Source organism: Egibacteraceae bacterium, from assembly GCA_035540635.1.
In the GTDB taxonomy this organism is placed as follows: domain Bacteria; phylum Actinomycetota; class Nitriliruptoria; order Euzebyales; family Egibacteraceae; genus DATLGH01.
This window is the reverse complement of sequence record DATLGH010000003.1, coordinates 45,625-69,841: the sequence shown is the minus strand read 5'-3', so window position 1 is coordinate 69,841 and position 24,217 is coordinate 45,625. Positions and strand designations below refer to the sequence as shown.

The window sequence follows — 24,217 nt, the reverse complement described above, 5'->3', positions numbered from 1 at the left end:
GTATCCGCGTGCCGGTGGGCGGCACGCAACAGGGAGAATGCGTAGAAACCGTCCTGGCCGTGCGGGCGCCGGCCGGGGCGCAAAGCCCACCTCCGGGCTCCACGTGAATCGCTGTCCTCGCCCCGGGCGCCCCGGAGCGGGTAGCGGCGCTCCAACGTCCGGCGGGGGTGCAGGCGGTGACGAGCCGGCTGTCCCCGGCCCTGCCCGCGCTCGCCCAGCGGAGCGCCGGGCCTCCTCGAGCGCCGCCGCTCATGCTCCGCACGCACGGGTGGGGCGGCAGCCGGGAGCGGGGACAGGGCACCAGGCTGCCGGGACGCGACTTCGTCGACACGGGCGCGGGCACGCTCGCGCGCCTGCTCGCCGAGGGCTACGTCGTGGTCACGTGGGACCAGCGGGGCTTCGGCTGCTCCGGCGGGGAGATCCGCATCAACGACCCCGACGTCGAGGGCTGTGACGTCAGGGCCCTCATCGACTGGGCGGTGGAGAACGCGCCGGTCGCGACCGACGCCTCCGGCGACCCCGTCGTCGGCATGTCCGGCGGCTCCTACGCCGCGGGCATCCAGACGATGGGCGCAGCCGTGGACCCCCGCGTCGACGCCATCGCTCCGGAGATCTCCTGGTCGGACCTGCGCTACGCGCTGTACTCCGGGTCGGTCCTCAACCAGGGCTGGGTCACGCTGCTCTACGGCTACGGCACGGGGTCGGGCACCGCGCTCGTCGACGTCGAGCTCGCCGGCAGCGTCCCGGTCGGCGGGCAGGCGGCAGCGGCCCTGACGCCCGGGCCCGGCGCGACCGCTGTGGACAGCGCCGCCCTCCCCACCCGTCCGGCTGCGAAGGGAGCGCTGCGGGCGTGGGCGGCGGTGTGCCCGGCCTGGCCCTCGTCGCGCTTCTCGCGGCCGCGGGCTGCCGCACAGTCCGCATGGGCCGTCCGCCCGGCAGAGGCCCCCGGGGATAACCGCCGGCCCATGGGGGAAACCGGACGCGAACCGCGCCCGCAGTCCCGAGGAGGCTTGCCATGGAGAGCAACACCGACGCGATCGAGCTGTTGACCCGCGACCACCGCCACATCGAGACCCTGTTCGAGCAGTACGAGGGCACGACCGACGTGGAGGAGCGCACGAAGATCGCCCACGAGGTCGTCCACGACCTCGCCGTCCACGGCGAGATCGAGGAGCTGCTGTTCTACCCGAGGCTGCGAGCGGCCGTCCCGGACGGGGAGGCGCTGGCCGACGAGGCCGTCGACGAGCACCTCGAGATCAAGCAGACGCTGAACGAGGTCGACAAGATGACCGCCGACGAGGCCGGCTTCGACCAGCGCATGCAGCAGCTGGTTAGCGAGGTGCGCCACCACGTGGAGGAGGAGGAGTCCACGCTCTTCCCCCGGGTGCGCGAGGCGCTTTCCGCCGACGAGCTCGCCAGCCTCGGCAGGGCCCTCGACGGCGCCCGCTCCATCGTGCCGACGCGCCCCCACCCCTCGGCCCCGACGGGTCCGATCGGCAAGCTTGCGGCGGCGCCTGCGGCCGCGCTCGTCGACCGCGTGCGCGACGCCGTGCGGTCCCGGTTGGACGACCGCTCCTAGCAACGCCCCGCCCCGAAAGGGGGGCTTTCGCTCCCCCCGATCCGGCGCTACCGTAGGAGGCGCGGGAAGGGGGACACGTGAACGACATCAGCGCCCTCGCGGCATGCGTACGGGGGCAGGCCGCGCAGGCCGAGGCCTGGCAGGCGGCAGAGCTCCATCTGCTCGAGCTCGCCCTGACCGAACACCTCGCGGCGCTCGGTGTGGCGGTGAACGCGGACGTGGCGGTCGCCCTGATGGCGACCGCCACGCTGCTCGGCGAGCACGCCCCCGAGTGGGGCGGCGACGCCCGCGACACCCTTGCCGAGGTGGCGCAGCTCGGGCTGTGCCTGCTCGAGCGCAGCAGCCCTACGAGCCCTGCCTGATCGCCTCGACCGACAGCTCGATCCGGACGTCCTTGCCGACGAGCCAACCGCCGGTTTCGAGCGCCTGGTTCCAGGTCAGCCCGAAGTCCTCCCGGTTGAGCCTGGTCCCTGCGGAGAAGCCGATGCGCACGTTGCCCCACGGATCGGTCGCGGCACCTTCGAACTCGACGTCGAGGGTGACGGGGCGGGTGACGCCGGCGACGGTGAGCTCGCCGTCGACCAGCCACTCCCCACCCTCGTGCCGCACGTGGGTCGACCGGAACTCCAGAGCGGGGTGATTCTCGGCGTCCAGGAAGTCACCGCTGCGCAGGTGGGTGTCACGGTCGGGCGAGCGCGTGTCGATGCTCGCGGCCTGGATGGTTACCCGCGCGGACGACTGCTCGATGTCCTCAGCGATGTCGATCATGCCCTCGAACTCGTTGAACCGGCCCCGCACCTTCGCAAGGCCGAGGTGGCGCACGACGAACTCGACGACCGAGTGGTCGGGGTCGATGGCGTAGGTGCCGGCCTCGGGGGCCTGCACGCCGGCGACGGTGCGGACGGAAACAGCTTGCGACATGGTGCTCTCCTTCTTGGGGTGCGGCGGCGCCGAAGCGCCCTGGGAACGGTTTCAGGGGTGTGTGGAGTGAGAGATTCCTACTCCCCCCGGGGTGGCAGACCCGTACCGAGCCTGCTCCCGGGCGAGGTCGAGGCGGCCGATGCGCGAGCGTGCATCGAGCGCGTCCTCGGTCAGGCGGTCCGCGGGCACGATCCAGGCGAGCTCGAACTGCAGCCCGTCGGGGTCGCGCCCGTACACGCTCTTTGTCGTGCCGTGGTCGCTCGCGCCCACGAGCGCGCCCGAGTCGGCGAGCGCCCGCTCGAGGCGGCCGAGCGCCTCGAGCGTGTCGACCTCCCACGCGAGGTGGTAGAGCCCGACGCTGCTGCGGCCGGCCGGGAACGGCTGCGCCGCGGAACCGATGCCGAAGAGCCCGAGGTCGTGGTCGTTCGTGGAACCGGGGGCCTGGAGGAACGCCGCGTCGAACCCGACGTCCATCGGCAGGCGACGGAAGCCCAGCACGTTCACGTAGAAGGCGGCGCTGCGCTCGACGTCGCGGACGAACAGCACCGCGTGGTTCAGTCGCGTGATCACCGCACCGGCCCTCTCGAAAGTTGATCCTTCAACCTCATGTCCTCCACCATAGCGCGCTATTGAGCCTTCAACAACAAGTTGGTCGACGCGTTTCGCGCCGAGGCAACCGGGCCACTGGGGTCGCGGATGCAGAGCGCTGCCGAGCGGGTGTACGCACTGCTCGTGGCCGACGACGACCACGGTGCGGGGACCTGCCCGACGACGCCTGCTGAGAGGTTCTCCCGCAACGTCGCTGCGGGGAGAGGGGCGCGCGTCACCTCGAGAGGCCCCCGACGCCCGGCGAGGTCACCCGCCCGCCGGCCGATAGTGCACGACCTTCGTCGTCGTCACCTCGTCGAGTAGCTCGGGGCCGTAGCCGTAGCCCAGACCGCTCGCCTTTTGGGGCTGCGCGGCGCCGCCCGGCGCCCCGCCCCACACCGCGTTGACCTTCACCGTGCCGGCCCGCAGCTCGCGCCACGCCTCCTGCGCGTGCGCCTGCGAGGCGGTGAGGACCGTCGCGGCCAAACCGTACTCCGTGCGGTTCGCGGCTTCGACCGCCTCGGCGAAGGAGGCGGTGACCCGAACCGGCGCGACCGGCCCGAAGGTCTCCTCGCGCATGACCGCCATGTCGTCCGTCACGCCGGTCAGCACGGTCGGCGGGTAGAAGAAGCCGGGGCCGTCGGGGATCACCCCACCGGTGCGCAGGATCGCGCCTGCATGCACCGCCTCGGTGACGTGGCGGTGCACGAGGTTGCGCTGACGTGCGTCGACGAGCGGTCCCATGTCCGTTCCAGGTTCACGGCCGTCGCCGACGACGAGCTCCTCGGCCCGCTCCACGAGCGCGTCGACGAACGCGTCGGCGACGTCGGCGTGGACGTAGATGCGCTCCACCGCAGTGCAGATCTGCCCGCAGTTGGCGAAGGCGCCCTGCGCCGCCTGCTCCGCGGCCCACCGCGGGTCGACGCCCGCGTCGACGACGAGCGGGTCCTTGCCACCGAGCTCGACGACGGCCTTCTTCAGCTGCCGGCCGCACGCCTCGGCGATGCGCCGACCCGTGGCCACCGAGCCGGTGTGGAGCACGAGGTCGACGTCGGGATGCTCGACGAGCGGTTCGCCCGCCCGGCCGTCGCCGAGCAGGAGGTTGCAGACCCCCGCCGGCAGGTCGAGCAGCTCGACGAGGCGGGCGGTGGCGAGCGGCGTGCGCTCGGAGGGCTTCAGCACGACGGTGTTGCCGGCGACGAGCGTGGCGGCGAGCATCTGCGCGGCGAGCCCGAGGGGGTCGTTCCACGGCACGACGAGGGCCGCGACGCCGTAGGGCTCGTGCACCATCGCGTCGAGGGCGCCCCAGTCGCCGTGGAGGGATCGGCCCCGGTGCAGTGGCCCGAGCTCGGCGAACTGCTCGAAGGTTGCGGCCGCCGTCTCGACGTCCCCGCGGGACATGCCGAGGGGTTTGCCGTTCTCGGCGGTCTGCAGCTGTGCGAGCTCGTCGGCGCATGCGCGCACCGCGCGGGCGGCCGCCTTGAGGGCTGCGGCCCGGCTCGTCGTCGGCGCGCGGGCCCAGCCGGGGGCGGCCTTGCGCGCGGCCGCCACCGCGGCGTCGGCCTCACCCGGTCCACCCGCCGGTATGGCGCCGACGTCTCGGCCGGTGGCGGGGTCGACGACGGGGATGGTCTTCTCGCCGAAGCCGGGTGTCGAGGTGCCGTCGATGAAGTGATGGCGGGTCATGCCCGGTGCCTTCCCCGTCACGGGGGCGCCGAAGCACTGCCGGCCACCCCGAGACGCGGCAGGCCCCTCGATCACTCCTGCCCGACGGCAGTCGGCGGTTCGCCGCTACGGACGTCGGGGGCCGGGGCGCGGTTTGGGTTCCTTGCCGGTGTAGCGGAAGATCCACAACCCGCTGTCGCGGTCGCTCAGCAGGATCAACGGGCGGGCCCGGTCGGCCCCACGGCCTCTGCCGTTCTCGCCGACGTTGCCCGGCAGGACGGGGAAGACGCCCCAGAAGTTGTTGCCGCCCTCGGCGATGTAGTGACCGATCTCGGTGATGCCGGTCTCGTCGAACGCCACCACGCGGAATCCGGCGGCGTAGTAGGAGAGGTACGCCATGTTGACGCCTGCCCGCGGGTCGGTCTTCACCTCGTGGACCGTGAGGTTCCCGAACCCCTGCGCGAAGGCGGGGTCGAGGGCCTCGGGAACGGCGTAGGCGTCGATCGGCTGGAGGGTCCGCGCGTCATACAGCGTCGTGTGGCCCCAGCCCTGGAAGATGGAGCGGATGTCGACGCCCTGCCCGCCAGTGCCGACGGCCGGTAGCGGCGGATTGGGACCAGCGGGGCAGTTCGCCGGTACGTAGCCCTCGATCCCGAGGATCCTGTAGCCCGCCGAGCGGGGCACGAAGATCATCGGCACGTTGCTGTCCGTGATGAGCATGTTCACCAGTGCTTCGCAGGCCCCGGCAGCTGCCGCGTTGAACACGACACCGCCCGCGTAGCCGGCGGCGATGATGTTCTGCGCCTTGACCTGGAAGGCGCACACGCCGCGTTCGATCACCGCGATCTCTTCCGCGCTCTGGGCAGGCGGCACGGTGGCCGGGTCGCAGGCCAGCCCCACGAACCGTGTGGGTCCGCTCAGGGGCGCGTCGGGGGTGACCGCTGCCGCGCCGGGGGCGGGAACCGCGGTGAAGACCTCGCCGGCGAACGGCCCTGACGTGATCCGCGGGACGAGACGGTAGGGGTTGAAGTTCTCGTCGGTGCCGAGGATGAAACGGTTGTCGCTCGACCAGTAAGCCTGGTGGGCGTTGCCGGTCGGCGGGGAAAGGCCCGTGAACGGGTCAGGGTCGAAGAAGCGCGTCTGGCCGACGTAGACGGGGTTGGCGGGGTCGTCGACGTTGAGCAGGACGTGCCCGGCGTCCCAGTACGACACGAGCAGGTACCAGTGCCCGTCGATGAAGTTGATCTGCATGTCGTGGTGGTGCGGGTTGTCGCCGTGTCCCTGCACCACGGCCGCCGGCCAGTCGGGCAGGCCCACCTCCGCGATCTGCACGGGGTTGCGCGGGTCGGTGATGTCGAGGATGTCGACGTCGCGCGCCTCGGGGTTGTTCACCATCGCGAGGTAGGCCCGGTCGCCCACGGTCCAGCCCTGCGCGCTGTGGCTGGCCGCTGCCGTCGGCTTGCCGTGGATGATGCGGGCGCTGCCGTCGGGGAGGGTGAAGTCGCCGGCCTCGAGGGCGAGCGGCCGGGGGTTGCGCGGGTCGGTGACGTCCCACAGCGACACGCCACCCACATACGGCTGGGTGCTGTCGCACGGCTCGTTGTTGTGGATGAGGATGTCGCCGGTGAAGGAGGGGGTGCTCATCGCCATGACGAACACGCCCTCGCCGACGTAGGAGTTGGGGTGCGCCGGGATGAAGGCGACCTTCGTCGGCTTCGCGGGGTTGCGGATGTCGACGACGTGCACACCCGTGCCCCCGCCGCCGAGCGCGGTGCACTCCGGGCGGAAGGCGCCGAGGTAGGCGTAGCGGCGGTGGGCGGCGACGTCGGCGATGCCACCGGGAACGGTCGCGAGCGTGTCGAGCCTGCCGACGAGCTGGACGTTCTCGCTCGACGCCGGCAGGTGCCCCTCCTGGGGACCGTGCTGCGCCTTGGGGTCGATGACCACCCCGTCGTCGGCAACCGCGTCGGCGGGGTCGGGGTGGTCCGCGCTTGCCGGTGCGCTCAGCAGCGAGAGCAGGACGGCGAGCGTGAGCGTGGCACCGAAGAGCCGACGAGTCGCGTGCATGGCTTCCCCTCTGGTCCCCGGGGCGCTGGCACCCCGCCCCTTCGCGTGCCGCCGATCCCCCGGCGGGGCAAAAGTTGACTCGCTCCGGCCCTCCCCGTCAATGGGTTTTTTCGGGACCTTCCTGACGGCAGCTGGGTCGCCGCTGCCCTGCTGCGCGCGTCACCTCGAGCCGTCGTAGCCCTCGGGGAGCAGGCGGTCGCCCTCGGTCGTGCGGTAGTACACCTGCCAGTGGTAGTAGCCCCGGTACGTGCGGGGATCGGCGCGCATCTGCTCCGCGTACGTCGTGATCGCCCTGACGTAGGCGTTGCTGCGGTTGTAGCGGAACAGCGCGTTGTCCATGTTGCCGGGTGCGCCGTTCGCCGAGAGGTAGCGGCCCGCGGCGAGGATTGCGTCGCGGGGGTCGTTGACGTCACCCTCCCCGTAGGCGGCCCACGTGCCCGGCATGAACTGCATCGGTCCCTGCGCCCCCGCCGGGCTCGTGCCGCGGATGCGTCCCATGCGCGTCTCGACGAGGTGGATCGCCGCGAGGTACTCCCAGCCGACGCCGAAGGCGGCCTCGGCCTCGCGGTAGTGGCCGAGCAGCTCCTCGGCGGGGGGTGGGGGGAGGATCCGCCAGACCGGCAGCTGCGACTGCGGGGTCGTGAGGGCGCTCAGGCCGGTCTGCGCGTCGACGTGGGCGGCCACGATCCCGTGCAGCTCGGCAGGGACGGCGCCGAGCACCGCGTCGCGCCACCCGGGCGTCGCGGCGAGCCGGCGGTACGCCGCCTGTTGGACGTGACCCGCGTCGGCGAGCTCCTGCGGGCTCGCGTGGTCCGAGCGGATCGCCTGCTCGGCCGCGACGATCTGCTGTGCGAGCCCGACGGGGTCCTCGGCGAGTGCCGGAGGGCCCTGTGGGGCCACCGGCTCGGGCGGGGCCTCCGGAGCGACCTCGGGCGGGGTCTGGGGTGGCGCCTCGGGCGGCGCCGGGCTCGGCTCGGCCGGTGCGTCGGCGGGTGGCGCCGCCTCCCGTTGCGCCTCGGTGGCGGGCGCACCAGCGTCGGGCCCCTCCGTGGTGCAGGCGGGCACTGCGAGGGCGACGGCGAGCCCGAAGGCGATGAGGAGTCGGCTCATGGCGACAGGGTAGCCAGGCCCCCCGAGGTCATCGCGGGCCGGGGAAGCCCAGGCGGCAGCCGCTGGTCGATGCCGGTCAGGCGGCGGTAGCCGACGAGCCTGCCGAGCGCGACGGCGGCCGTCTCCCGGCCGAGCGCCCGCGCGCTCTCCACGGGGGTGGGGGGGTGCCCCTTGGTGGGCGACACATGGGCGGTGAGGCCGAGCTCCCCGGCGATGCCCGCGACCCGGTACGAGTGGTAGGGGTGCGACACGAGCAGCACCTCCGTCCTGCCCTGCTGGTGCAGGAAGCGGGCCGTCGCCGCCAGGGACTCCCAGGTGCTGCGCCCCTGGTTCTCGATGGCCAGCGCCTCGTCGGGCAGGCCGTGCGCGCGCAGGTAGTCGTAGCTGCTCTTGCCCTCGGTGGTGCGGTCGCCGGGCTGCCGGCCCCCGGTGACCCACACGACCGGCGCCCGGCCCCGCTCGTAGAGCTCCGCCGCGTGGTCGAGGCGGGCGCGCAGCGCCGGGGAGGGACGGCCGTCGTACTGGGCCGCGCCGAGGACGATGATCGCCTGAGCGGGAGCGTCGTCGTCCTGGAGGGACGCCCGCCAGACCTGCACGAAGGTCACGCCCATGTAGGCGATGACGACCGCCACCGCGGCGAGGACGACGCGACCCATTGCGCCCGCATCACCCCCCTTCTCCTCGTCCGGCGGCACGGGAAGAAACGACTGCACCCCCGACCGTAGCGTCTCCCCTCCCCCGATGTCGCAGGCCGCCGCTGGGGTGGGGGCGGGGCCGGACGACGGTAGCATCGTCGGGTACCGTCCTCGCCAGCCGGAGCCGCCTGCCCCGTGTCCCCCGCCCTCACGCAGCGCCTGCGCGTGCCGCTGCGCCCACCCCAGGCGGTCCCCCACAGCAGTGCGGTTCTGTGGGCGCCCCCCGACGATGGCGGAGGGGCCGGTCTCGTCCTCGGGCACGGCGCGGGGACGGACCTGTCGAACCCCCTGCTGCTCGCGGTGGGACGGGGCCTTGCCGACCGGGGTCACCCCGTCCTCGCCTTCAACTTCGCATACGCCGAAGCCGGCCGGAAGCGGCCCGACCCTGCGGCGCGCCTGGAGTCGGCCTTCCGCGACGCCATCGCCGTCGCGCGCGAGGCCATGGGAGCTCGCGCACTCGTCCTCGGTGGCCGTTCCATGGGCGGGCGCATCGCCAGCCGGCTCGCGGCGCAGGGCGAACCCTGCGCCGGCCTCGTCCTGCTCGGCTACCCCCTGCACCCCGCGGGCCAGCCGGAGCGGCTGCGCACCGACCACTGGCCGGCTCTTTCGGTGCCGGTGCTGTTCGTCCAGGGCGACCGCGACCGTCTCTGCGAACTCACGTTGCTCGACCGGGAGCGGCGGGCGCACCTGTCGGGCATCGACGCGCGGGTCCACGTCGTCGTCGGGGCGGACCACGGCTTCGCGGTGCGCAAGGCCGACGGCCGGGCTCCGGGCGCCGTCCTCAGCGAGATTGTCACGGTGGTGGCCGACTGGCTCGAACAGGTGCCCGCGCGCACGGAGCGGACGCGGTGAGCCGTGGCAACCTCGTGCGGCTCGGCATGCTCGCGCTCGCCTGGGGCGCGAGCTTCCTGTTCATCAAGCTCGCGCTCGAGGGCCTGAGCCCCCTGCAGATCGTGCTCGGCCGCGTGTCCGCCGGGGCCATCGTCCTGTGGGCGATCCTCGCGCTGCGCCGCCAGCCGATGCCGAGAGGCAGGCGGCTGTGGGCGCACCTCACGGCGCTCGGCGTGATCGCGAACATAATCCCCTTCTTCCTCATCGGCTACGGCGAGGAGCGCATCACCTCCGGCCTGGCCGGCGTCCTGAACGGCGCAACCCCACTGTTCACGCTGTTGTTCGCCCTGGGGCTGCTGCCCGAGGAGCGGCTGTCCCTGCCGCGGGGACTCGGTCTCGGCCTCGGATTCCTCGGCGTGCTCCTCGTGGTCGGGCCCTGGGACACCAACCCGCTGACGAGCTCGCTACCCGGCCAGCTCGCCTGCCTCGGAGCGTCCGCCTGCTACGCCGTGGCGTTCGTGTACACCCGCCGGTACGTGTCCGGCACCGGCTACCCGCCCGCGAGCCTGGCGGCGGGCCAGCTCGGCGCGGCCGCGGCGCTTCTGTGGCTCGCCGCGCCGCTCGTGGCCGGCGGCGACGTTGCGCTCACTTCGACCGTCGTCGCCAGCGTCCTCGCCCTCGGGGCGGTCGGCACCGGCCTTGCCTACCTCCTCTACTACCACCTCATCGCCGAGGCGGGGGCGACGAGCACCTCGATGGTGACCTACCTCATCCCCGTCGTCGCCGTGGCGCTCGGCGTGCTGGTGCTCGACGAACCCCTCGGCTGGAACCTCTTCGCCGGCGCGGCCGTGGTCATCCTCGGCGTGGCCCTCGCCGAGGGGCGGCTCGACGGGGTGGCCGGCCTGCCGCGGGCGCGCCCCCGGGGGACGCGGCCCGCCCACGGCGGCGACCCTGTCGAGGAGGGCGTCGCCCCGGGCGGATGACCTCGGCGTCGGTCCGCTTCGTGCCATACTGCGCGCCTGCAGTGAGTGGAAGGATTCAGGGCGCGGTGATCACCTTCGATGCGGTGACGAAGCGCTTCGCCGACGGCACCGTGGCCGTCGACGACCTCAGCCTCGAGATCGCCGAAGGGGAGGTCGTCGTCTTCGTGGGCCCGTCAGGCTGCGGCAAGACGACGACGCTGCGGATGATCAACCGCATGGTCGAGCCCACGAGCGGGCGCATCGTCGTGGACGGCCGGGACGCGGCGGCGACGAACCCCGCGGAGCTGCGGCGGCGCATCGGCTACGTCATCCAGCAGATCGGGTTGTTCCCTCACCGCACGGTGGCCGCCAACATCGCGACGGTGCCGACGCTGCTCGGCTGGGACGAGCGCCGCAAAGCCGAGCGCGTCGAAGAGCTGCTGGCGCTCGTGGGGCTGCCGGCAGGCACGGCGGGGCGCTACCCCCACGAGCTGTCGGGCGGCCAGCGCCAGCGCGTGGGCGTGGCCCGGGCGCTTGCCGCCGACCCGCCGATCATGCTCATGGACGAGCCCTTCGGCGCCGTCGACCCGATCGTGCGCGCGCGGCTGCAGGAGGAGTTCCTGCGCCTCCAGGCCACTGTGCGCAAGACCATCGCCTTCGTCACCCACGACATCGACGAGGCGCTGCGCATGGGAGACCGCATCGCCATCTTCAGCGAGGCGGGCGTCCTCGAGCAGTACGACGCCCCTCGCGACCTGCTGAACGACCCCGCGAACGCCTTCGTGGAGGAGTTCCTCGGCGAGGAGCGGGGGTTGAAGCGCCTCGGCCTCATCGCGGTCAGCGAGGTCGCCGCCGAGCCGGGCCCCGTCGTGTCCCCCGGTGACAGCGCCCGCCGTGCGGTCGAGGTGGCTCGTGCCCACGGCACCGACTGGGTCGTGGTCGTCGGCGGCGAGCGCACGCTGGAGGGCTGGGTGTCCCTCCACGAGCTCGATGACGACGCGCAGCGGGTCGGCGACGGCCTCGTGCGCCCTTTCGCCCTGCAGGTCGACGCGAACGACTCGCTGCGGGCAGCCCTGAACGCCATGGTCACGTCGCGCACCGGCGTGGCGGTGCGGGTGTCGGGGGGCGGCGTGTACGAGGGCATCCTCACGCAGGAGCTGATCTCGAAGGAGATCCGGTGAGCTTGCCCGCCGCGCTGCCCACCGTCGCCCAGGCCGGCGAGGCGCTCATCCGGTGGGACTGGATCGCCCGCAACACCGGACGGATCCAGGGTCTCGTCGTCGAGCACGTCGAGCTCACCGTCGTGCCCGTGCTCGCGGGCCTCGCGATCGCCTTCCCCCTGTCGCTCGCCGCGGTGCGCTGGCCCGGCTTCTACGCGCCCCTGCTCAGCGTCACCGGGCTGCTGTTCACCCTGCCGTCGCTCGCGTTGTTCGTCCTGCTGCTGCCCTTCACCGGCATCTCCCGAACGACCGCGGTGCTGCCGCTCACCGCCTACACGCTGCTCGTGCTGACCCGCAACATCGTCGAGGGCTTCCGCGGCGTGTCGAGCGACGTTCGGGAAGCCGCGGCGGCCATGGGCTACACCCGCCTGCGCCAGCTGCTCACCGTCGAGCTGCCCCTCGCGCTCCCGGTCATCGTCGCCGGGTTGCGGATCGCGACCGTGACGACGATCGGCCTCGTCACGGTCACCGCGGTCATCGGGCAAGGCGGCCTCGGGCGGCTCTTCCTCGACGGGGTCCGGCTGCGGTTTGCCACGCCGCTCCTCGTCGGCGTCGCGGGGTGCGTGGCGCTCGCCGTCGTCGCCGACCTCGGCCTGCTCGCCGTCGAGCGACGCTGCACGCCGTGGCGAAGGGCGGGCGCATAGATGGAGTTCCTCACCGACGCCCTCGCCTGGTTCGCCGACCCCGTGCACTGGCGGGGCACCGACGGTGTACCCGCGCGCATGCTCGAGCACCTCTACTACTCGGGCGTGGCCACCCTCGTCGCGGTCCTCCTCGCCCTGCCCGCGGGCCTCGCCGCCGGCCATACCGGCCGGGGAGGGGCGCTCGCGGTCAACGTCGCGAACGCCGGTCGCGCGCTGCCGACCTTCGGCCTCGTGCTGCTCGTCGTGACGCTCGTCGGGCTCGGTGACCTGTCGATCTTCCTGCCGCTCGTCGCGTTCGCCGTCCCGCCCATCCTCACGAACGCCTACGCGGGCATCCGGGCGGTCGACCCCGACGTCCGCGACGCCGCCGCGGGGGTCGGCATGACCGGCCTGCAGGTGCTCTGGCGGGTCGAGCTGCCCGTGGCCCTGCCGCTCGTGCTCGCCGGCATCCGCACCTCGGCCGTGCAGGTCGTGGCCACCGCGACGCTCGCCGCCTACGCCGGCTCTGGAGGACTCGGGCGCTACATCGTGAACGGCTTCGCCGTGCGGGACTTCCCGCAGGTCTTCGCCGGCGCGTTGCTCGTCGCCCTGTTCGCCATCGCCGTCGAGCTGGCCTTCGGTCGTCTCCAGGCACTCGTGGTGCCCAAAGGGGTGGCGGCGCGTTTGGCGGAGGCGAACGCGGACGCGAAGATGACCGCCGCCGCAGCATAGACCTGACGAGGACCCTGCGCTCGCGAAAGGAACGCATATGGGACATCGAACTGGGCCGCACCGCGTCCTCGGGGCGCTCGTCGGCCTGGCGCTGCTGCTCGCCGCCTGCGCCGGCGACGACCCGCTCGGGCAGGAGGCGCCCGGGGCCGGCCCGGACACCGGCGCGGATCCGGGCACGATCACCGTCGGCTCGGCGGATTTCCCCGAGGCCCTGCTGCTCGGCAACATCGCCGCCGGGGCGCTCGAGGCGCGCGGCTTCGACGTCGAGACCCAGCTGAACCTCGGCAGCCGGGAGATCTACTTCCCGGCGATGCGCAACGGCGAGATCGACGTGCTCATGGAGTACGCCGGGGCGCTGCTGTCCCACCTCACCGGGGGCACGGACAGCACCGACGTCGACGCGATCATGGAGGAGCTGCGCGCCGAGCTCGAGGACGAGGGCATCGCCGTGCTCGACCCCAGCCCCGCGGAGAACCGCAACGCGCTCGTGGTCACCCCTGAGACCGCCGAGCAGTACGACCTCTCGACGGTGAGCGACCTCGCCCCGGTCGGCGGCGAGCTCGTCCTCGGCGGGCCGCCCGAGTACCGGACGCGGCGCATCGGCCTGCCAGGGCTCGAGGAGGTGTACGGCATCGAGTTCGCGAGCTTCCGCGACCTCGACGCGGGCGGCGTGCTGACGATCGCGGCCCTCGAGCAGGGCGACATCGACGTGGGCGTGCTCTTCACGACGCAGGGCGTCATCGACGACAAGGGCTGGGTAGTGCTCGAGGAGGACCGCCCGCTCATCCCCGCGGAGAACATCATCCCCGTCGTGCGCCAGGAGGCGGCGACCGACGAGGTGCGTGCGGTGCTCGACGAGGTCGCCGCGGCCCTCTCGACCGAGGACCTCGTCGAGCTCAACCGCCGGATGGAGGTCGACCGGGAGGACCCTGAGGTCGTCGCGGAGGACTGGCTGACCGAGCAGGGGTTCCTCGAGTAGCCGGCGGGAGGCCGCGATGACGAACCCGCGGGTCCGGGCGGTGGCGGGCCTCGCCGTCGCGCTGGCGATACTCGCCAGCTGCGGCGGCGGCGTGTCGACACCCCCGGTGTCCATGGGGGCGTTCGACTTCGGCGAGAGCGTCGTGCTCGCCGAGCTCTACGCGCAGGCGCTGCAGGCCCGCGGGGTCGCGACGACCGCCATCAGCCAGCTCGCCGGGCGGGAGGGCACCTTCCCGGCCCTCGAGTCGGGCGAGATCGACTTCCTCCCCGAGTACAACGGCAACGCGCTCGCGTTCATCACCCAGGAGGAGATCGCCCCCACCGACCCCGAGGCGATCACCGCGCGGCTGCGCGCCGAGCTCGAGCCGCGGGGTCTGGCCGTCCTCGAGTCCTCGCCGGCGGAGAACCGCGACGAGCTCGTCGTCACCGCCGAGACCGCGGAGCGGTACGGCCTGCGGACGGTGAGCGACCTCGCCCCGGTCGCGGAACGGCTCACGGTCGGCGGCCCCATCGAGTTCTCCGAGCGTCACACCGGTCTGGTGGGGCTGCGGTCGGTGTACGGCATCGAGTTCGGCGAGTTCGTGCAGACTGACGCCGGCGGGCGCCTGACCGTGGCCGCGCTCGAGGACGGGACCGTCGACGTCGCCCGGCTGTTCTCCACCGACCCGCTCGTCGAGGAGAACAACTGGGTTGTGCTCGTCGAGGACCGGCCCTTCACCCTGCCGAACAGCATCACCCCGATCGTGCGCGCGGACGTCCTTACCGACGATATGGCCGAGGCCATCAACGCGGTGTCTTCCGCGCTCACCACCGAGGACCTCGTGGAGTTCAACCGCCGGCACAGCATCCACGGCGACGACCCGGAGGCGATCGCCCGCAGCTTCCTCAACGACCGCGGCCTCGTGTAGGGAGAGCTTGAGGGCGCGGCCGCAGGGCCCGCAGCGCCCCGACGAGTCCAGGGTCGGCCACCGCGATCGCGTCGTCCCACGCGAACCAGCGCACCGCCGGGCTCTCGCCGGCGGGTGGGCGGGGGGCCACGTCGCCGGCGTGCAGCAGGTAGCGCGCGTCGAGGTGGATGTGCCCCCTCGGGGCCGCGTGGACGTCGACGTGGACGAGCACCGGGCCGGTGTCGGGGTGCGCTGCGGCGATACCCGTCTCCTCGGCGGTCTCGCGGACCGCCGCCTCCCACGGGGTCTCGCCGGGGTCCAGGTGCCCGCCCGGCTGCAGCCAGATTCCCATCCGCTTGTGGCGATGGAGCAGGACGCCGCGCGGGCCGACGACGACCGCCGAGCCCGTCACGTGGGTCCTCGCGGCGTGCTCGTCGAGGGGGGACGGCAACCGGTCGAGGGCGGTGACGTACCGGGCGATCGCGGCCGCCTCGCGGTCGTCGACGGGGGCGCGCAGGGCGACGGCGGCCCGCAGGTCGGCCACGACGCGGTGCATCAGGAGCCGCTGAGCCGGGCCGCTCCTGTCGCCTCGGCGGCTTCCGCCACCGCGCGCGCCACCGCGGGCACGACGGCGCGGTCGAACGGCGACGGGATGATGTACTCCGGCGTCGCCTCCTCGCCGACGATGCCGGCGATCGCGGCGGCGGCCGCGAGCTTCATCTCGTTGTTGACCTCACGGGCCCCGCAGTCGAGCAGCCCCCGGAACAGGCCGGGGAAGCAGAGCACGTTGTTGATCTGGTTCACCTCGTCGCTGCGGCCCGTGGCGACCACGGCCGCGTGGTGGCGGGCGAGGGCCGGGTCGATCTCGGGGACCGGGTTGGCCATGGCGAACACGATCGCGTCGTCGGCCATGGGCGCGAGCTGGTCGACGGTGAGCGTGTCGCCTGCGGACAGCCCGACGAACACGTCCGCGCCCTCCAGCGCCACCTCCTTCGGCCCCTCGATGCCCCGGGGGTTGGACTGCCTGCCGAAGCGCCGGAAGATAGGGTCGCGGGCGACCTTGCGGCGGGGGGTCACGATGCCGCCGCGGTCGACGCCGACGAGGTCGACGACGCCCGCGGCCATGAGGAGGTTCGACACCGCGATGCCCGCGGCGCCGATGCCCTGCACGACGACCCGCAGGTCGGGACCGACTTCCTTGCCGACGAGGCGGACGGCGTTGTGGAGGGCGGCGAGGACGACGACCGCCGTGCCGTGCTGGTCGTCGTGGAAGACGGGGATGTCGAGGCGCTGGCGCAGCTTGCCCTCGACCTCGAAGCAGCGGGGCGCCGCGATGTCCTCGAGGTTGATGCCGCCGAAGCCGACCGCGAGTGCGGCGATGATCTCCACGAGGCGGTCGGGGTCGCGCTCGTCGAGGCAGATCGGGTAGGCGTCGACGCCGGCGAAGTCCTTCAGCAGCATCGCCTTGCCCTCCATCACCGGCATGGCCGCGGCCGGTCCGATGTCGCCGAGGCCGAGCACCGCCGACCCGTCGGAGATCACCGCGACGCTGTTGTGCTTGATGGTGAGCGTCCGCGCGAGGGCGGGGTCCTCGGCGATCGCCGCCGACACGCGAGCGACACCGGGGGTGTAGACGAGCGCGAGGTCCTCGCGCGTCCGCACCGCCACCTTCGTCGCGATCGAGATCTTGCCGCCTGCGTGGACCTCGAAGACCCGGTCGCTGGCGACGGAGGGGTGCGGGGGCTGCCGGGCGCTCACTTCGCGACCCTGCTCGGGCGCTCCTGCGGGAGCACCGCTCAGGACGTTGACACGTAGACGAGTCCGGCGACGGCAGGGGGGACCCGTGTGCGGCCGCCGTCGACGACGACGTTCCCGGCGTCGTCGTCCAGGGCGAGCTTCATGCCGGGCAACAGGTCGTGCTCGCGGAGGAAGGCGAGCGCGTCGACGTCGACCTGCAGCCGTTCGGAGATGCGCTGGACGATGACCTCGTCGCCCTGCTTGGCCGCGTCGGCCATCGTGATCAGCTCCACGGGCTCCGGCGGTGCCGTCGCGCCGGGAATGGGGTTGCCGTAGGGGCACACCGACGGGTCGCCGAGCACGGCGGCGATGCGCGCCTCGGCGTCGTCGGAGATCACGTGCTCCCACCGGCAGGCCTCGTTGTGCACGTGTGCCCAGTCCATGCCGATGACCTCGGTGAGCAGCAGTTCGGCGAGACGGTGCTTGCGCATGACGCTTGTGGCGATCTCCCGGCCCTTGTCGGTGAGTGCCAGGGTCCGGTCCGCCCCGATGCGCATGAGCCCCTCCTCCTCGAGCCGGGCGACCGTCTCGCTGACGGCGGGAGGGGACAGGTTGAGGCGCTCGACCAGCCGGGCGCGAATCGGCGTGATGCGCTCCTCCTCGAGCTCCCACACCGTGCGGAGGTACATCTCGGTCGCGTCGATGAGCGGCGTCATGGGCGGTCTCCTTGGGCAGGGGCTACCCCGCGCAGGGCTGCGGACACTCTAGCCGACGAAGCGCGTCAGCCGCCCGCACGGGCTGCGAGGAGCCGGTCGAGCGCGAGCTCGGCGTAGTCGTGGGCGCCCTCGGTCGGCACCTCACCGCGCTTGGCCGCCGACAGGTGCGCGCACGACGTGACGAGGGCCATGTGGGTGAACGCCTGAGGGAAGTTGCCGAGCGCCTCCCCGGTGGTCGGGTCGGCCTCCTCGGCGAGCAGCCCGACGTCGTTCGAAAGGCCGAGCAGGCGCTCGAGCAGCGCCTCGGCCTCCCCGAGCTCGCCCGCGTACGTCAGACAGTCGACGAGCCAGAACGAGCAGAGCAGGAACGCTCCCTCGCCGCCCGCCAGCCCGTCGGGTGTGCGGTAGCGGGCGAGCAGCCCGCCGTGGTCGAGCTCGGCGCGGACCCGCTCCATCGTGCGGCGGACGACGGGGTGGTTGGTCGGCAGCATGCCGAACGCCGGGGCCACGAGGGTGGCCGCGTCGGCGGCGTCGGCGCCGGGGGCCTGGCGGAGCCAGCCGTCGGGTGCCGCCTCGGTCAGCAGGTAGCGGCGGATGGCGTCGCGTTGACCCGCCCAGCGGGCGGTCGGCGCGGGGAGCCCTGACCGCTCGGCGATGCGCACGGCGCGGTCGAGCGCGAGCCAGCAGTTCAGCTTCGAGTGCGTGAAGTGGCGCGGCTCGCCGCGCACCTCCCAGATGCCGTGGTCGGGCTGGTTCCAGCGCTCCGCGGTGATCTCGGCGAGCTCGGACAGGAACGCCCAGTTCGCCCGGCTCAGGTGGCCCTCCGCGCGGGAGTAGAGGTAGGCGGCCTGGAGGATCTGGCCGTACATGTCGAGCTGGGTCTGGCGGGCGGCCGCGTTGCCGACGCGCACCGGCCGCGAGCCGCGGTGCCCGTCGAGGTGGTCGAGGGTGAACTCGGGCAGGAGGCGGCGTCCCGTGATGCCGTACATGATCTGCAGGTCGCGCGCCCGCCCCGCCGACGTGCGCTCGAGCCACAGCTTGAAGGCGTCGGCCTCCTCGCGGAACCCCAGGACGAGGAGGGAGATGAGCGTGAGCGTGGCGTCGCGGATCCAGGTGAAGCGGTAGTCCCAGTTGCGCTCGCCGCCGACCTCCTCGGGCAGCGAGGTCGTCGGGGCCGCGATCACCGCGCCGGTGGGGGCGTAGGTGAGGGCCTTCAGCACGAGCGCCGAGCGGCGGACCGCGTCGGCGTGGTCGCCGTCGTAGTGGCACTGCCGCGACCACGCCCGCCAGAACGCGATCGTGTCGTCGAGGCGGCGCTGCAGCAGGCCGACCGGGGGTCGGCTGGAGCGGCTGCGGAGGACGTTGGACGGGCTCCAGCGCACCTCCAGCCACTCCTCGTCGCCCGCCTGGAGGCGCCAGCCGGCGCTGAAGGCCTCCTCCTGCCACTCCAGCCGCCCGGTCGCGGTAACCCAGAGGGCGTCGGCGCCCCCGACGATCTCCCCCGTCTGCGCCGAGGTGAGGCGGAAGGACGGGACGAGGTCGCCGTACTCGAAGCGCGGGGCGATCGCGACGCCGACGTCGACGGTGCCCGCCGTGCACCGCAGACGACGCAGGATGGTTTCGTGCGACACCACCTTCGTGAGGTCGTCGGGGTCGAGCCGCCCGATCGGCATGCAGTCGGTGAGCTCGAGGGTGCCGCCCTCGCAGACGAACGTGGTGACGAGCACGTTCGTGTCGGGCAGGTAGGCACGTCGTGTCGCCCGCAGTCCCGCCGGCACGATCTGGAACGAGCCGCCGCGGGCCGAGTCGAGCACGCGCGCGAACACCGAGGGGGAGTCGAAACGCGGGAAGCACGCCCAGTCGATGGAGCCGTCGCGCCCGACGAGCGCCGCCGTGTGGCAGTCCCCGAGCAGGGCGTAGTCACCGATGCGGTTCACCGCCCGAGCATAGGGGGTGGCGGGAGGTTTCCTCACCGCCTGGCAGGATAGGAGTCACGTCACCGTGCCGACCCTCACCGCCATCTACCTCGACTTCCAGGACCCCTTCAGCCACCGGGCGTGGAAGTGGGTGTCGCTGCTGCCCGAACGGGCGAGCGTGGAGGTGCGCCCCTACTCCCTCGACGGGGAGTCGAACCCGTGGGACCGCGAGCAGCCGAGCACCGGGCTCGAGCTGCTCGCGCTCGGCGAGCTCGCGCGGGAGACCGGCCGCGACGTGCACCTCGCCTTCATCGACGCGGCTTTCGCGGCGGTCCACGACCACGAGGCCGACGCGTCGAGCGTCGAGGCCTGGCTCGCCCTCGGGTCGAAGGTCGGGCTCGACCTCGACGCGTTCACCGCCGACGCCGAGCGCTGGCGGGCGGAGGTGGGCCTGTGGCACGAGGAGGCCCGCGACGAGTGCGGCGTCTTCGGCGTGCCGACGACGGTGTGGGACGGTGAGCACGCCCTTTTCCTCCGCCTGCTCGACGCGGATCTCGACGCCGAGCGGGCCCGCCGCCTGCTCGACGACCTCGCGGACCTCGTCGTGCAGCCGGTCAAGGAGGTCCGCCGCACCGTCTGAGGCGTGAAGCGCCCGAGCGGCGCTACCCTCTCGGGAAGCGACCAGGGAGCGTGACTGTCTGTGGCCACCGATCACCGCGCGAGCCTCGCGCACTACGAGGCGAAGCTCGCCGACGTCAAGGAGTACCTTTGACGTCGACGCCAAGCGTCGCCGGCTGACCGAGCTCAACGCCCGCGCCGCCGCGCCCGACCTCTGGGACGACCCCGCCGCCGCGCAGCGGGTCATGGGGGAGATCTCGGCGATCGAAGACGACCTGCGGGTCGTCGAGGAGTTCTCCGCCCGCCTGTCCGACCTCGCGGTGCTGAACGAACTCGCCCGGGAGGAGGACGACGAGGCGACCGCCGTCGAGGTCGGCGAGGGGCTCGCCGACCTCCAGCGGGCCCTCGCCGACCTCGAGATCCGCGTGCTGCTGTCCGGGGAGCACGACGGCCGTGACGCCGTCGTCACCGTCCACGCCGGCGCGGGCGGCACCGACTCGCAGGACTGGGCGGAGATGCTCGAGCGGATGCTGCTGCGGTGGGCCGAGCACCGCGGGTTCAAGGTGGACGTCCACGACGAGCAGGAGGGCGACGAGGCGGGGATCCGCTCCGCGACGTTCACCGTCCACGGACCCCGCGCCTACGGGCTCCTCCACGCCGAGCGCGGCGTCCACCGCCTCGTGCGCATCAGCCCCTTCGACGCGCAGAAGCGCCGGCACACAGCCTTCGCAAGCGTCGACGTCGTGCCGCTGCTCGACGCGGTCGACACCGAGATCGTGATCGGCGAGGACGACCTGCGGGTGGACGTGTTCCGCTCCTCGGGCCCGGGCGGGCAGGGGGTGAACACGACGGACTCGGCGGTCCGCCTCACCCACCTGCCCACGGGCATCGTCGTCGCCTGCCAGAACGAGCGCAGCCAGCTGCAGAACAAGGCCACGGCGATGACGCTGCTGAAGGCCAAGCTCGCCGAGCTCGAGCGGCAGCGGCGCGAGGAGGAGCTTGCGGCGGTGCGGGGCGAGCAGCGCGACGTCGCCTGGGGGAGCCAGATCCGCTCCTACGTCCTCCACCCGTACCAGATGGTCAAGGACCACCGCACCGGTGCGGAGACGGGCAACACGACGGCCGTCCTCGACGGCGCCCTCGACGACTTCATCGCCGCGTACCTCCAGTGGAAGGCGCGGGAGGGCCAGATCGGCCACGGCGGCGGTGTGGAGCAGTAGCCACCACCCGGTGCTAGTCTTCCAGCCTGTGCGCCGCCCGCACGCGGTGTCCGCGCGGGCGCGCATGCCTGCCGAATCCCCCCGAACCCGCCGCGTCGGCGTGAGGCCCCTGTGATCCGACTCGACAACGTGACGAAGACGTACAAGAACAGCGTCGTCGCCTTGAAGGACATCTCCCTGGAGATTGCGAAGGGCGAGTTCGTGTTTCTCGTCGGCGCCTCGGGGTCGGGCAAGAGCACGTTCATCAAGCTCCTGCTCAAGGACGAGGATCCCGACACCGGCGACATCTACGTCGCGGGCAAGCGGCTCAACAGCCTGAAGGCCTGGCGCATCCCCGCGCTGCGGCGCGAGCTCGGCTGCGTCTTCCAGGACTTCAAGCTCCTCGACACCAAGACCGTCGGGGAGAACGTCTCCTTCGCCCTCGAGGTGATCGGCAAGCCGCGCAGCGCGATCCAGCGCACGGTCCCTGAGGTCCTCGACCTCGTCGGCCTCGCCCACAAGCACGACGCCATGCCCCACGAGCTGTCCGGTGGGGAGCAGCAGCGGGTGTCGATCGCCCGCGCGTTCGTCAACCGCCCGAGGATCCTCCTCTGCGACGAGCCGACCGGCAACCTCGACCCCACGACGAGCGTCGGCATCATGAAGCTGCTCGACCGCATCAACCGCACGGGCACGACGGTCGTGATGGCCACGCACGACCAGCACATCGTCGACTCCATGCGCCGGCGGGTGGTCGAGCTGTCCGGCGGCGTTCTCGTCCGCGACCAGACCCGGGGGGTGTACGGGTATGGGTCCTAGGCTGCGCTACCTCGCCGGCGAGCTCGGGACCGGGCTCAAGCGCAACACCCTCATGCTCGCCGCGACGATCGTGACGGTGACCGTGAGCCTCGCCCTGCTCGGCGCCGCGCTGCTCGTGCAGCGGCAGGTCGATCTCGCCCGGGACCTGTTCTACGCGCAGGTGGAGGTCTCGATCTTCCTCGAGGACGGCATCCCGGAGAGGACCCTGTCCTCGCTGCAGAGCGACCTCCAGGAGAGCGCCGTCGTCGACGACGTGATCTACGAGTCCAAAGAGGACGCCTACGAGCACTTCAAGGAGATCTTCGCGGGCGACCCGGTCATGCAGGACAGCGTGACCCCCGAGATCATGCCGGCCTCGTTTCGGGTCAAGCTCATCGACCCGCAGCAGTACGAGGTGATCGCCTCGCAGTTCGCCGGCTATCCCGGCGTGCAGGAGGTCGTCGACCAGCGCCAGGTGCTCGAGCGGTTCTTCTCGGTGATGGAGGCCCTGCGCAACGGCGCGCTCGTCGTCGCGCTGCTCCAGCTCGGCGCGGCGGTGGCGCTCATCTTCAACACCATCCGCATCACCGCCTTCGCGCGACGCGAGCAGACGGGGATCATGAAGCTCGTCGGGGCGACGAACTGGTACATCCGGTTGCCCTTCGTGCTTGAAGGGGTCGTTGCGGGCGTGCTCGGCGCGACGCTCGCGAGCGTCCTGCTCTACCTGGGCCTGCGCACCCTCGTCACAGGGCTGCGCCAGGAGCTGAGCTTCGTGCCCTTCATCGGGCTCCATCACTTCTGGAGCGTCGTGCCGATCCTCGTGCTCATCGGTGCGGGCATCGCCGCGGTCGCCTCCTTCGTGTCGCTGCGGCGCTTCCTCGCGGTCTAGAGGCCGCGGCCTTCAGGTCCCGGGCGAACCGGTCGAACCTCGGGGAGGACGTTCGTCCGCTGTGACTGTTGTGATTCGGGTTGCCCGTGGTGGCTGGAGGCCTCTAGGGTGTTGCGCGTGCGTGTGGTGAGGAAGGGGCGCCGCCTTGCGCGGCGGACGGTGACGCTCGTGTGCGTCGCCTGCTTCGTGCTCCCGGTGACGGGGGCCGGTGCCGCCGACCCAGGCTCCGACCTCCAGGCCGTCCGGCGTCAGCTCGAGGGGGCGCGCGGCGGTCTCGAGCAGATCGACGGGCGGCGTCAGACGACCATCGCCGACCTCACCGAGTCCCAGACCCGTCTCGCGGCGCTCGAGGACAGGCTGCGGGCGCTTACCGGCGACCTGACCCGAGCGCAGGGCTCGCTCGCCGCGGCCGACCGCACCCTGCAGGCGACCACGGGGCAGCTCGTCGCCACCGAGCAGCAGCTGGAGGACACCCGCACGGACCTCGCCGACGCGCGCGAGGTCTTCGCCGGCCGGGCCCGCGCCTCCTACATGTACGGCGGCACGGGACCGTCGAGCTCCTCGGCGCTGTTCGGCATGGACGACGCCAACCAGTTCCACCGGGCTCTCGGCTACGTCCAGCGGGTCGTGGCGAACGACCGCCAGCAGGTCGCGCTCGTCGCCAACCTCGAACGGCAGGTCGAGGCCACCGCCGTGGAGCTCGCCCTATTGCAGGAACGCCACCGCGCCGAGCGCGCCGTCGCCGAGGCGGAGCGCGACCGGGTGGCGGTCCTCGTCAACGAGCAGCAGGGCCTGCGCAACGCCGTCGTCGCGGAGACCGATCGCCACGCCGCGATCCTCGCCGAGCTCGACGCGGACCGGGCCGCCCACGTCGCGCTCATCGACTCCCTGGAGACGGAGAGCGCGCAGCTCGAGCAGGAGCTGCGCCGCCGCGCCGAGGAGGCCCGCCGGGCTGAGGAGGCCCGCCAGGTCGAGGACGCGCGCAGGGTGGCCGCCGCGAACGCGCGCCGCGCCAGCCGCTCCGCACCTCCGGCGGCCCTCGCCCCGCCCTCGCAGCCGACCGCCTCCGGCTGGCGCATGCCCTCGGACGGGCGCCTGAGCAGCGGCTACGGGATGCGCCGCCATCCGATGTTCGGGACGGCGCGCATGCACACCGGCGTCGACTTCGCGGCTCCGACGGGCACACCGATCTACGCGGCGACGGGCGGCGTCGTCGTGTCCGCCGGCTGGCGGGGTGGCTACGGGCTCGCGGTCGTCATCGACCACGGCGGGGGACTCGCGACCCTGTCCGCCCACGCCTCAGAGATCCACGTGTCGCCCGGGGACGTCGTGAGCCGCGGGCAGGTCATCGCCTCGACGGGCTCCACGGGGCAGAGCACCGGCCCCCACCTGCACTTCGAGGTGCGGGTGAACGGCGAGCCGCGCGACCCTATGCCCTACCTGCGGTAACCCGGCGGCGATGCGCGGTGCGCCCCGGCGCATGGCA

General features: G+C 72.7%; 25 protein-coding genes. 15 read left to right on the top strand and 10 right to left on the bottom strand.

The window, feature by feature from the left end; translation table 11 throughout:
* Positions 1 to 176: 176 nt before the first annotated feature.
* From VM324_00630 to VM324_00620, 3 genes are all read left to right on the top strand, one after another.
* Complete coding sequence (locus tag VM324_00630; protein HVL97783.1) at positions 177 to 1,049, top strand: CocE/NonD family hydrolase; 873 nt, start codon at positions 177 to 179, stop codon at positions 1,047 to 1,049.
* Positions 1,016 to 1,579, top strand: coding sequence for a hemerythrin domain-containing protein (locus VM324_00625; GenBank protein ID HVL97782.1), 564 nt, complete (start codon positions 1,016 to 1,018; stop codon positions 1,577 to 1,579). Before VM324_00630 ends, VM324_00625 begins: the two co-directional genes overlap by 34 nt.
* 77 nt (positions 1,580 to 1,656) lie before the next feature.
* The gene (locus tag VM324_00620; protein HVL97781.1) at positions 1,657 to 1,941 is read left to right on the top strand and encodes a hypothetical protein; all 285 of its coding nucleotides are present in this window, start codon (positions 1,657 to 1,659) and stop codon (positions 1,939 to 1,941) included.
* On the opposite strand, the gene VM324_00615 is transcribed toward VM324_00620, so the two are convergent.
* From VM324_00615 to VM324_00590, 6 genes are all read right to left on the bottom strand, one after another.
* Entirely contained in the window at positions 1,925 to 2,500 is a 576-nt protein-coding gene (locus VM324_00615) for a YceI family protein (GenBank protein HVL97780.1), read from the bottom strand. The two genes, VM324_00620 and VM324_00615, sit on opposite strands and share 17 nt — an antisense overlap.
* A gap of 51 nt (positions 2,501 to 2,551) precedes the next feature.
* Complete coding sequence (locus VM324_00610) at positions 2,552 to 3,070, bottom strand: VOC family protein (GenBank protein ID HVL97779.1); 519 nt, start codon at positions 3,068 to 3,070, stop codon at positions 2,552 to 2,554.
* Between the two features lie 285 nt (positions 3,071 to 3,355).
* Entirely contained in the window at positions 3,356 to 4,774 is a 1,419-nt protein-coding gene (locus tag VM324_00605; protein ID HVL97778.1) for an aldehyde dehydrogenase family protein, read from the bottom strand.
* A gap of 105 nt (positions 4,775 to 4,879) precedes the next feature.
* Positions 4,880 to 6,820: a PA domain-containing protein gene (locus tag VM324_00600; GenBank protein HVL97777.1), complete on the bottom strand. Its 1,941-nt coding sequence runs from the start codon at positions 6,818 to 6,820 to the stop codon at positions 4,880 to 4,882.
* 159 nt (positions 6,821 to 6,979) lie between these two features.
* Entirely contained in the window at positions 6,980 to 7,930 is a 951-nt protein-coding gene (locus VM324_00595) for a lytic transglycosylase domain-containing protein (protein HVL97776.1), read from the bottom strand.
* Positions 7,927 to 8,586, bottom strand: a complete 660-nt coding sequence (locus tag VM324_00590; GenBank protein ID HVL97775.1) for a YdcF family protein — start codon at positions 8,584 to 8,586, stop codon at positions 7,927 to 7,929. The genes VM324_00595 and VM324_00590 overlap by 4 nt, the downstream gene beginning before the upstream one ends.
* 174 nt (positions 8,587 to 8,760) lie before the next feature.
* Between VM324_00590 and VM324_00585 the strand changes: the two genes are divergently transcribed.
* From VM324_00585 to VM324_00555, 7 genes are all read left to right on the top strand, one after another.
* Positions 8,761 to 9,477 (top strand): alpha/beta fold hydrolase, encoded by a 717-nt coding sequence (locus VM324_00585; GenBank protein HVL97774.1) that lies wholly within the window; start codon positions 8,761 to 8,763, stop codon positions 9,475 to 9,477.
* On the top strand, positions 9,474 to 10,439 hold the full coding sequence (locus tag VM324_00580) for a DMT family transporter (GenBank protein HVL97773.1): 966 nt from the start codon (positions 9,474 to 9,476) through the stop codon (positions 10,437 to 10,439). Before VM324_00585 ends, VM324_00580 begins: the two co-directional genes overlap by 4 nt.
* A gap of 65 nt (positions 10,440 to 10,504) precedes the next feature.
* Complete coding sequence (locus tag VM324_00575) at positions 10,505 to 11,599, top strand: betaine/proline/choline family ABC transporter ATP-binding protein (protein HVL97772.1); 1,095 nt, start codon at positions 10,505 to 10,507, stop codon at positions 11,597 to 11,599.
* Entirely contained in the window at positions 11,596 to 12,282 is a 687-nt protein-coding gene (locus VM324_00570) for an ABC transporter permease (protein HVL97771.1), read from the top strand. The genes VM324_00575 and VM324_00570 overlap by 4 nt, the downstream gene beginning before the upstream one ends.
* Positions 12,283 to 12,993 carry an ABC transporter permease gene (locus VM324_00565; protein ID HVL97770.1) on the top strand — a complete coding sequence of 237 codons (711 nt, stop codon included), beginning with the start codon at positions 12,283 to 12,285 and terminating at the stop codon, positions 12,991 to 12,993.
* A 37-nt stretch (positions 12,994 to 13,030) separates the two neighbouring features.
* A complete protein-coding gene (locus VM324_00560) occupies positions 13,031 to 13,972 on the top strand; it encodes an ABC transporter substrate-binding protein (protein ID HVL97769.1) in 942 nt (313 codons plus the stop codon).
* Between the two features lie 16 nt (positions 13,973 to 13,988).
* Positions 13,989 to 14,879 carry an ABC transporter substrate-binding protein gene (locus VM324_00555; protein ID HVL97768.1) on the top strand — a complete coding sequence of 297 codons (891 nt, stop codon included), beginning with the start codon at positions 13,989 to 13,991 and terminating at the stop codon, positions 14,877 to 14,879.
* Here the strand turns inward: VM324_00555 and VM324_00550 are convergent.
* The 4 genes from VM324_00550 to VM324_00535 all read right to left on the bottom strand — a co-directional run bounded on the left by VM324_00550 (position 14,857) and on the right by VM324_00535 (position 19,248).
* Positions 14,857 to 15,414 (bottom strand): NUDIX domain-containing protein, encoded by a 558-nt coding sequence (locus tag VM324_00550; protein ID HVL97767.1) that lies wholly within the window; start codon positions 15,412 to 15,414, stop codon positions 14,857 to 14,859. The genes VM324_00555 and VM324_00550 overlap by 23 nt on opposite strands.
* Entirely contained in the window at positions 15,414 to 16,616 is a 1,203-nt protein-coding gene (locus VM324_00545; GenBank protein ID HVL97766.1) for an NADP-dependent malic enzyme, read from the bottom strand. Before VM324_00545 ends, VM324_00550 begins: the two co-directional genes overlap by 1 nt.
* A 38-nt stretch (positions 16,617 to 16,654) precedes the next feature.
* Positions 16,655 to 17,311 carry a metal-dependent transcriptional regulator gene (locus VM324_00540; GenBank protein ID HVL97765.1) on the bottom strand — a complete coding sequence of 219 codons (657 nt, stop codon included), beginning with the start codon at positions 17,309 to 17,311 and terminating at the stop codon, positions 16,655 to 16,657.
* Between the two features lie 65 nt (positions 17,312 to 17,376).
* Positions 17,377 to 19,248, bottom strand: coding sequence for a glycoside hydrolase family 15 protein (locus tag VM324_00535; GenBank protein ID HVL97764.1), 1,872 nt, complete (start codon positions 19,246 to 19,248; stop codon positions 17,377 to 17,379).
* A gap of 16 nt (positions 19,249 to 19,264) precedes the next feature.
* Here VM324_00535 and VM324_00530 point away from each other — a divergent pair, with 16 nt between their 5' ends.
* The 5 genes from VM324_00530 (at position 19,265) to VM324_00510 (ending at position 24,180) form a co-directional block, all read left to right on the top strand.
* Positions 19,265 to 19,867 (top strand): hypothetical protein, encoded by a 603-nt coding sequence (locus tag VM324_00530; GenBank protein ID HVL97763.1) that lies wholly within the window; start codon positions 19,265 to 19,267, stop codon positions 19,865 to 19,867.
* Positions 19,868 to 19,925: 58 nt separating this feature from the next.
* A complete protein-coding gene (gene prfB / locus VM324_00525; protein HVL97762.1) occupies positions 19,926 to 21,065 on the top strand; it encodes a peptide chain release factor 2 in 1,140 nt (379 codons plus the stop codon).
* 111 nt (positions 21,066 to 21,176) lie between these two features.
* Positions 21,177 to 21,863 carry a cell division ATP-binding protein FtsE gene (gene ftsE, locus VM324_00520; protein HVL97761.1) on the top strand — a complete coding sequence of 229 codons (687 nt, stop codon included), beginning with the start codon at positions 21,177 to 21,179 and terminating at the stop codon, positions 21,861 to 21,863.
* Positions 21,853 to 22,731 (top strand): permease-like cell division protein FtsX, encoded by an 879-nt coding sequence (gene ftsX / locus VM324_00515; GenBank protein ID HVL97760.1) that lies wholly within the window; start codon positions 21,853 to 21,855, stop codon positions 22,729 to 22,731. Before ftsE ends, ftsX begins: the two co-directional genes overlap by 11 nt.
* A 117-nt stretch (positions 22,732 to 22,848) precedes the next feature.
* Entirely contained in the window at positions 22,849 to 24,180 is a 1,332-nt protein-coding gene (locus tag VM324_00510; GenBank protein HVL97759.1) for a peptidoglycan DD-metalloendopeptidase family protein, read from the top strand.
* Positions 24,181 to 24,217 lie beyond the last annotated feature (37 nt).

Excerpts from the sequence above, each read along its gene's own strand:
- VM324_00625 (HVL97782.1), top strand. The coding sequence starts at position 1,016 with ATGGAGAGCAACACCGACGCGATCGAGCTGTTGACCCGCGACCACCGC.
- VM324_00615 (HVL97780.1), bottom strand. The coding sequence starts at position 2,500 with ATGTCGCAAGCTGTTTCCGTCCGCACCGTCGCCGGCGTGCAGGCCCCC.
- VM324_00605 (HVL97778.1), bottom strand. The coding sequence starts at position 4,774 with ATGACCCGCCATCACTTCATCGACGGCACCTCGACACCCGGCTTCGGC.
- VM324_00600 (HVL97777.1), bottom strand. The coding sequence starts at position 6,820 with ATGCACGCGACTCGTCGGCTCTTCGGTGCCACGCTCACGCTCGCCGTC.
- VM324_00595 (HVL97776.1), bottom strand. The coding sequence starts at position 7,930 with ATGAGCCGACTCCTCATCGCCTTCGGGCTCGCCGTCGCCCTCGCAGTG.
- VM324_00590 (HVL97775.1), bottom strand. The coding sequence starts at position 8,586 with ATGGGTCGCGTCGTCCTCGCCGCGGTGGCGGTCGTCATCGCCTACATG.
- VM324_00565 (HVL97770.1), top strand. The coding sequence starts at position 12,283 with ATGGAGTTCCTCACCGACGCCCTCGCCTGGTTCGCCGACCCCGTGCAC.
- VM324_00560 (HVL97769.1), top strand. The coding sequence starts at position 13,031 with ATGGGACATCGAACTGGGCCGCACCGCGTCCTCGGGGCGCTCGTCGGC.
- VM324_00555 (HVL97768.1), top strand. The coding sequence starts at position 13,989 with ATGACGAACCCGCGGGTCCGGGCGGTGGCGGGCCTCGCCGTCGCGCTG.
- VM324_00550 (HVL97767.1), bottom strand. The coding sequence starts at position 15,414 with ATGCACCGCGTCGTGGCCGACCTGCGGGCCGCCGTCGCCCTGCGCGCC.
- VM324_00540 (HVL97765.1), bottom strand. The coding sequence starts at position 17,311 with ATGACGCCGCTCATCGACGCGACCGAGATGTACCTCCGCACGGTGTGG.
- ftsX (HVL97760.1), top strand. The coding sequence starts at position 21,853 with ATGGGTCCTAGGCTGCGCTACCTCGCCGGCGAGCTCGGGACCGGGCTC.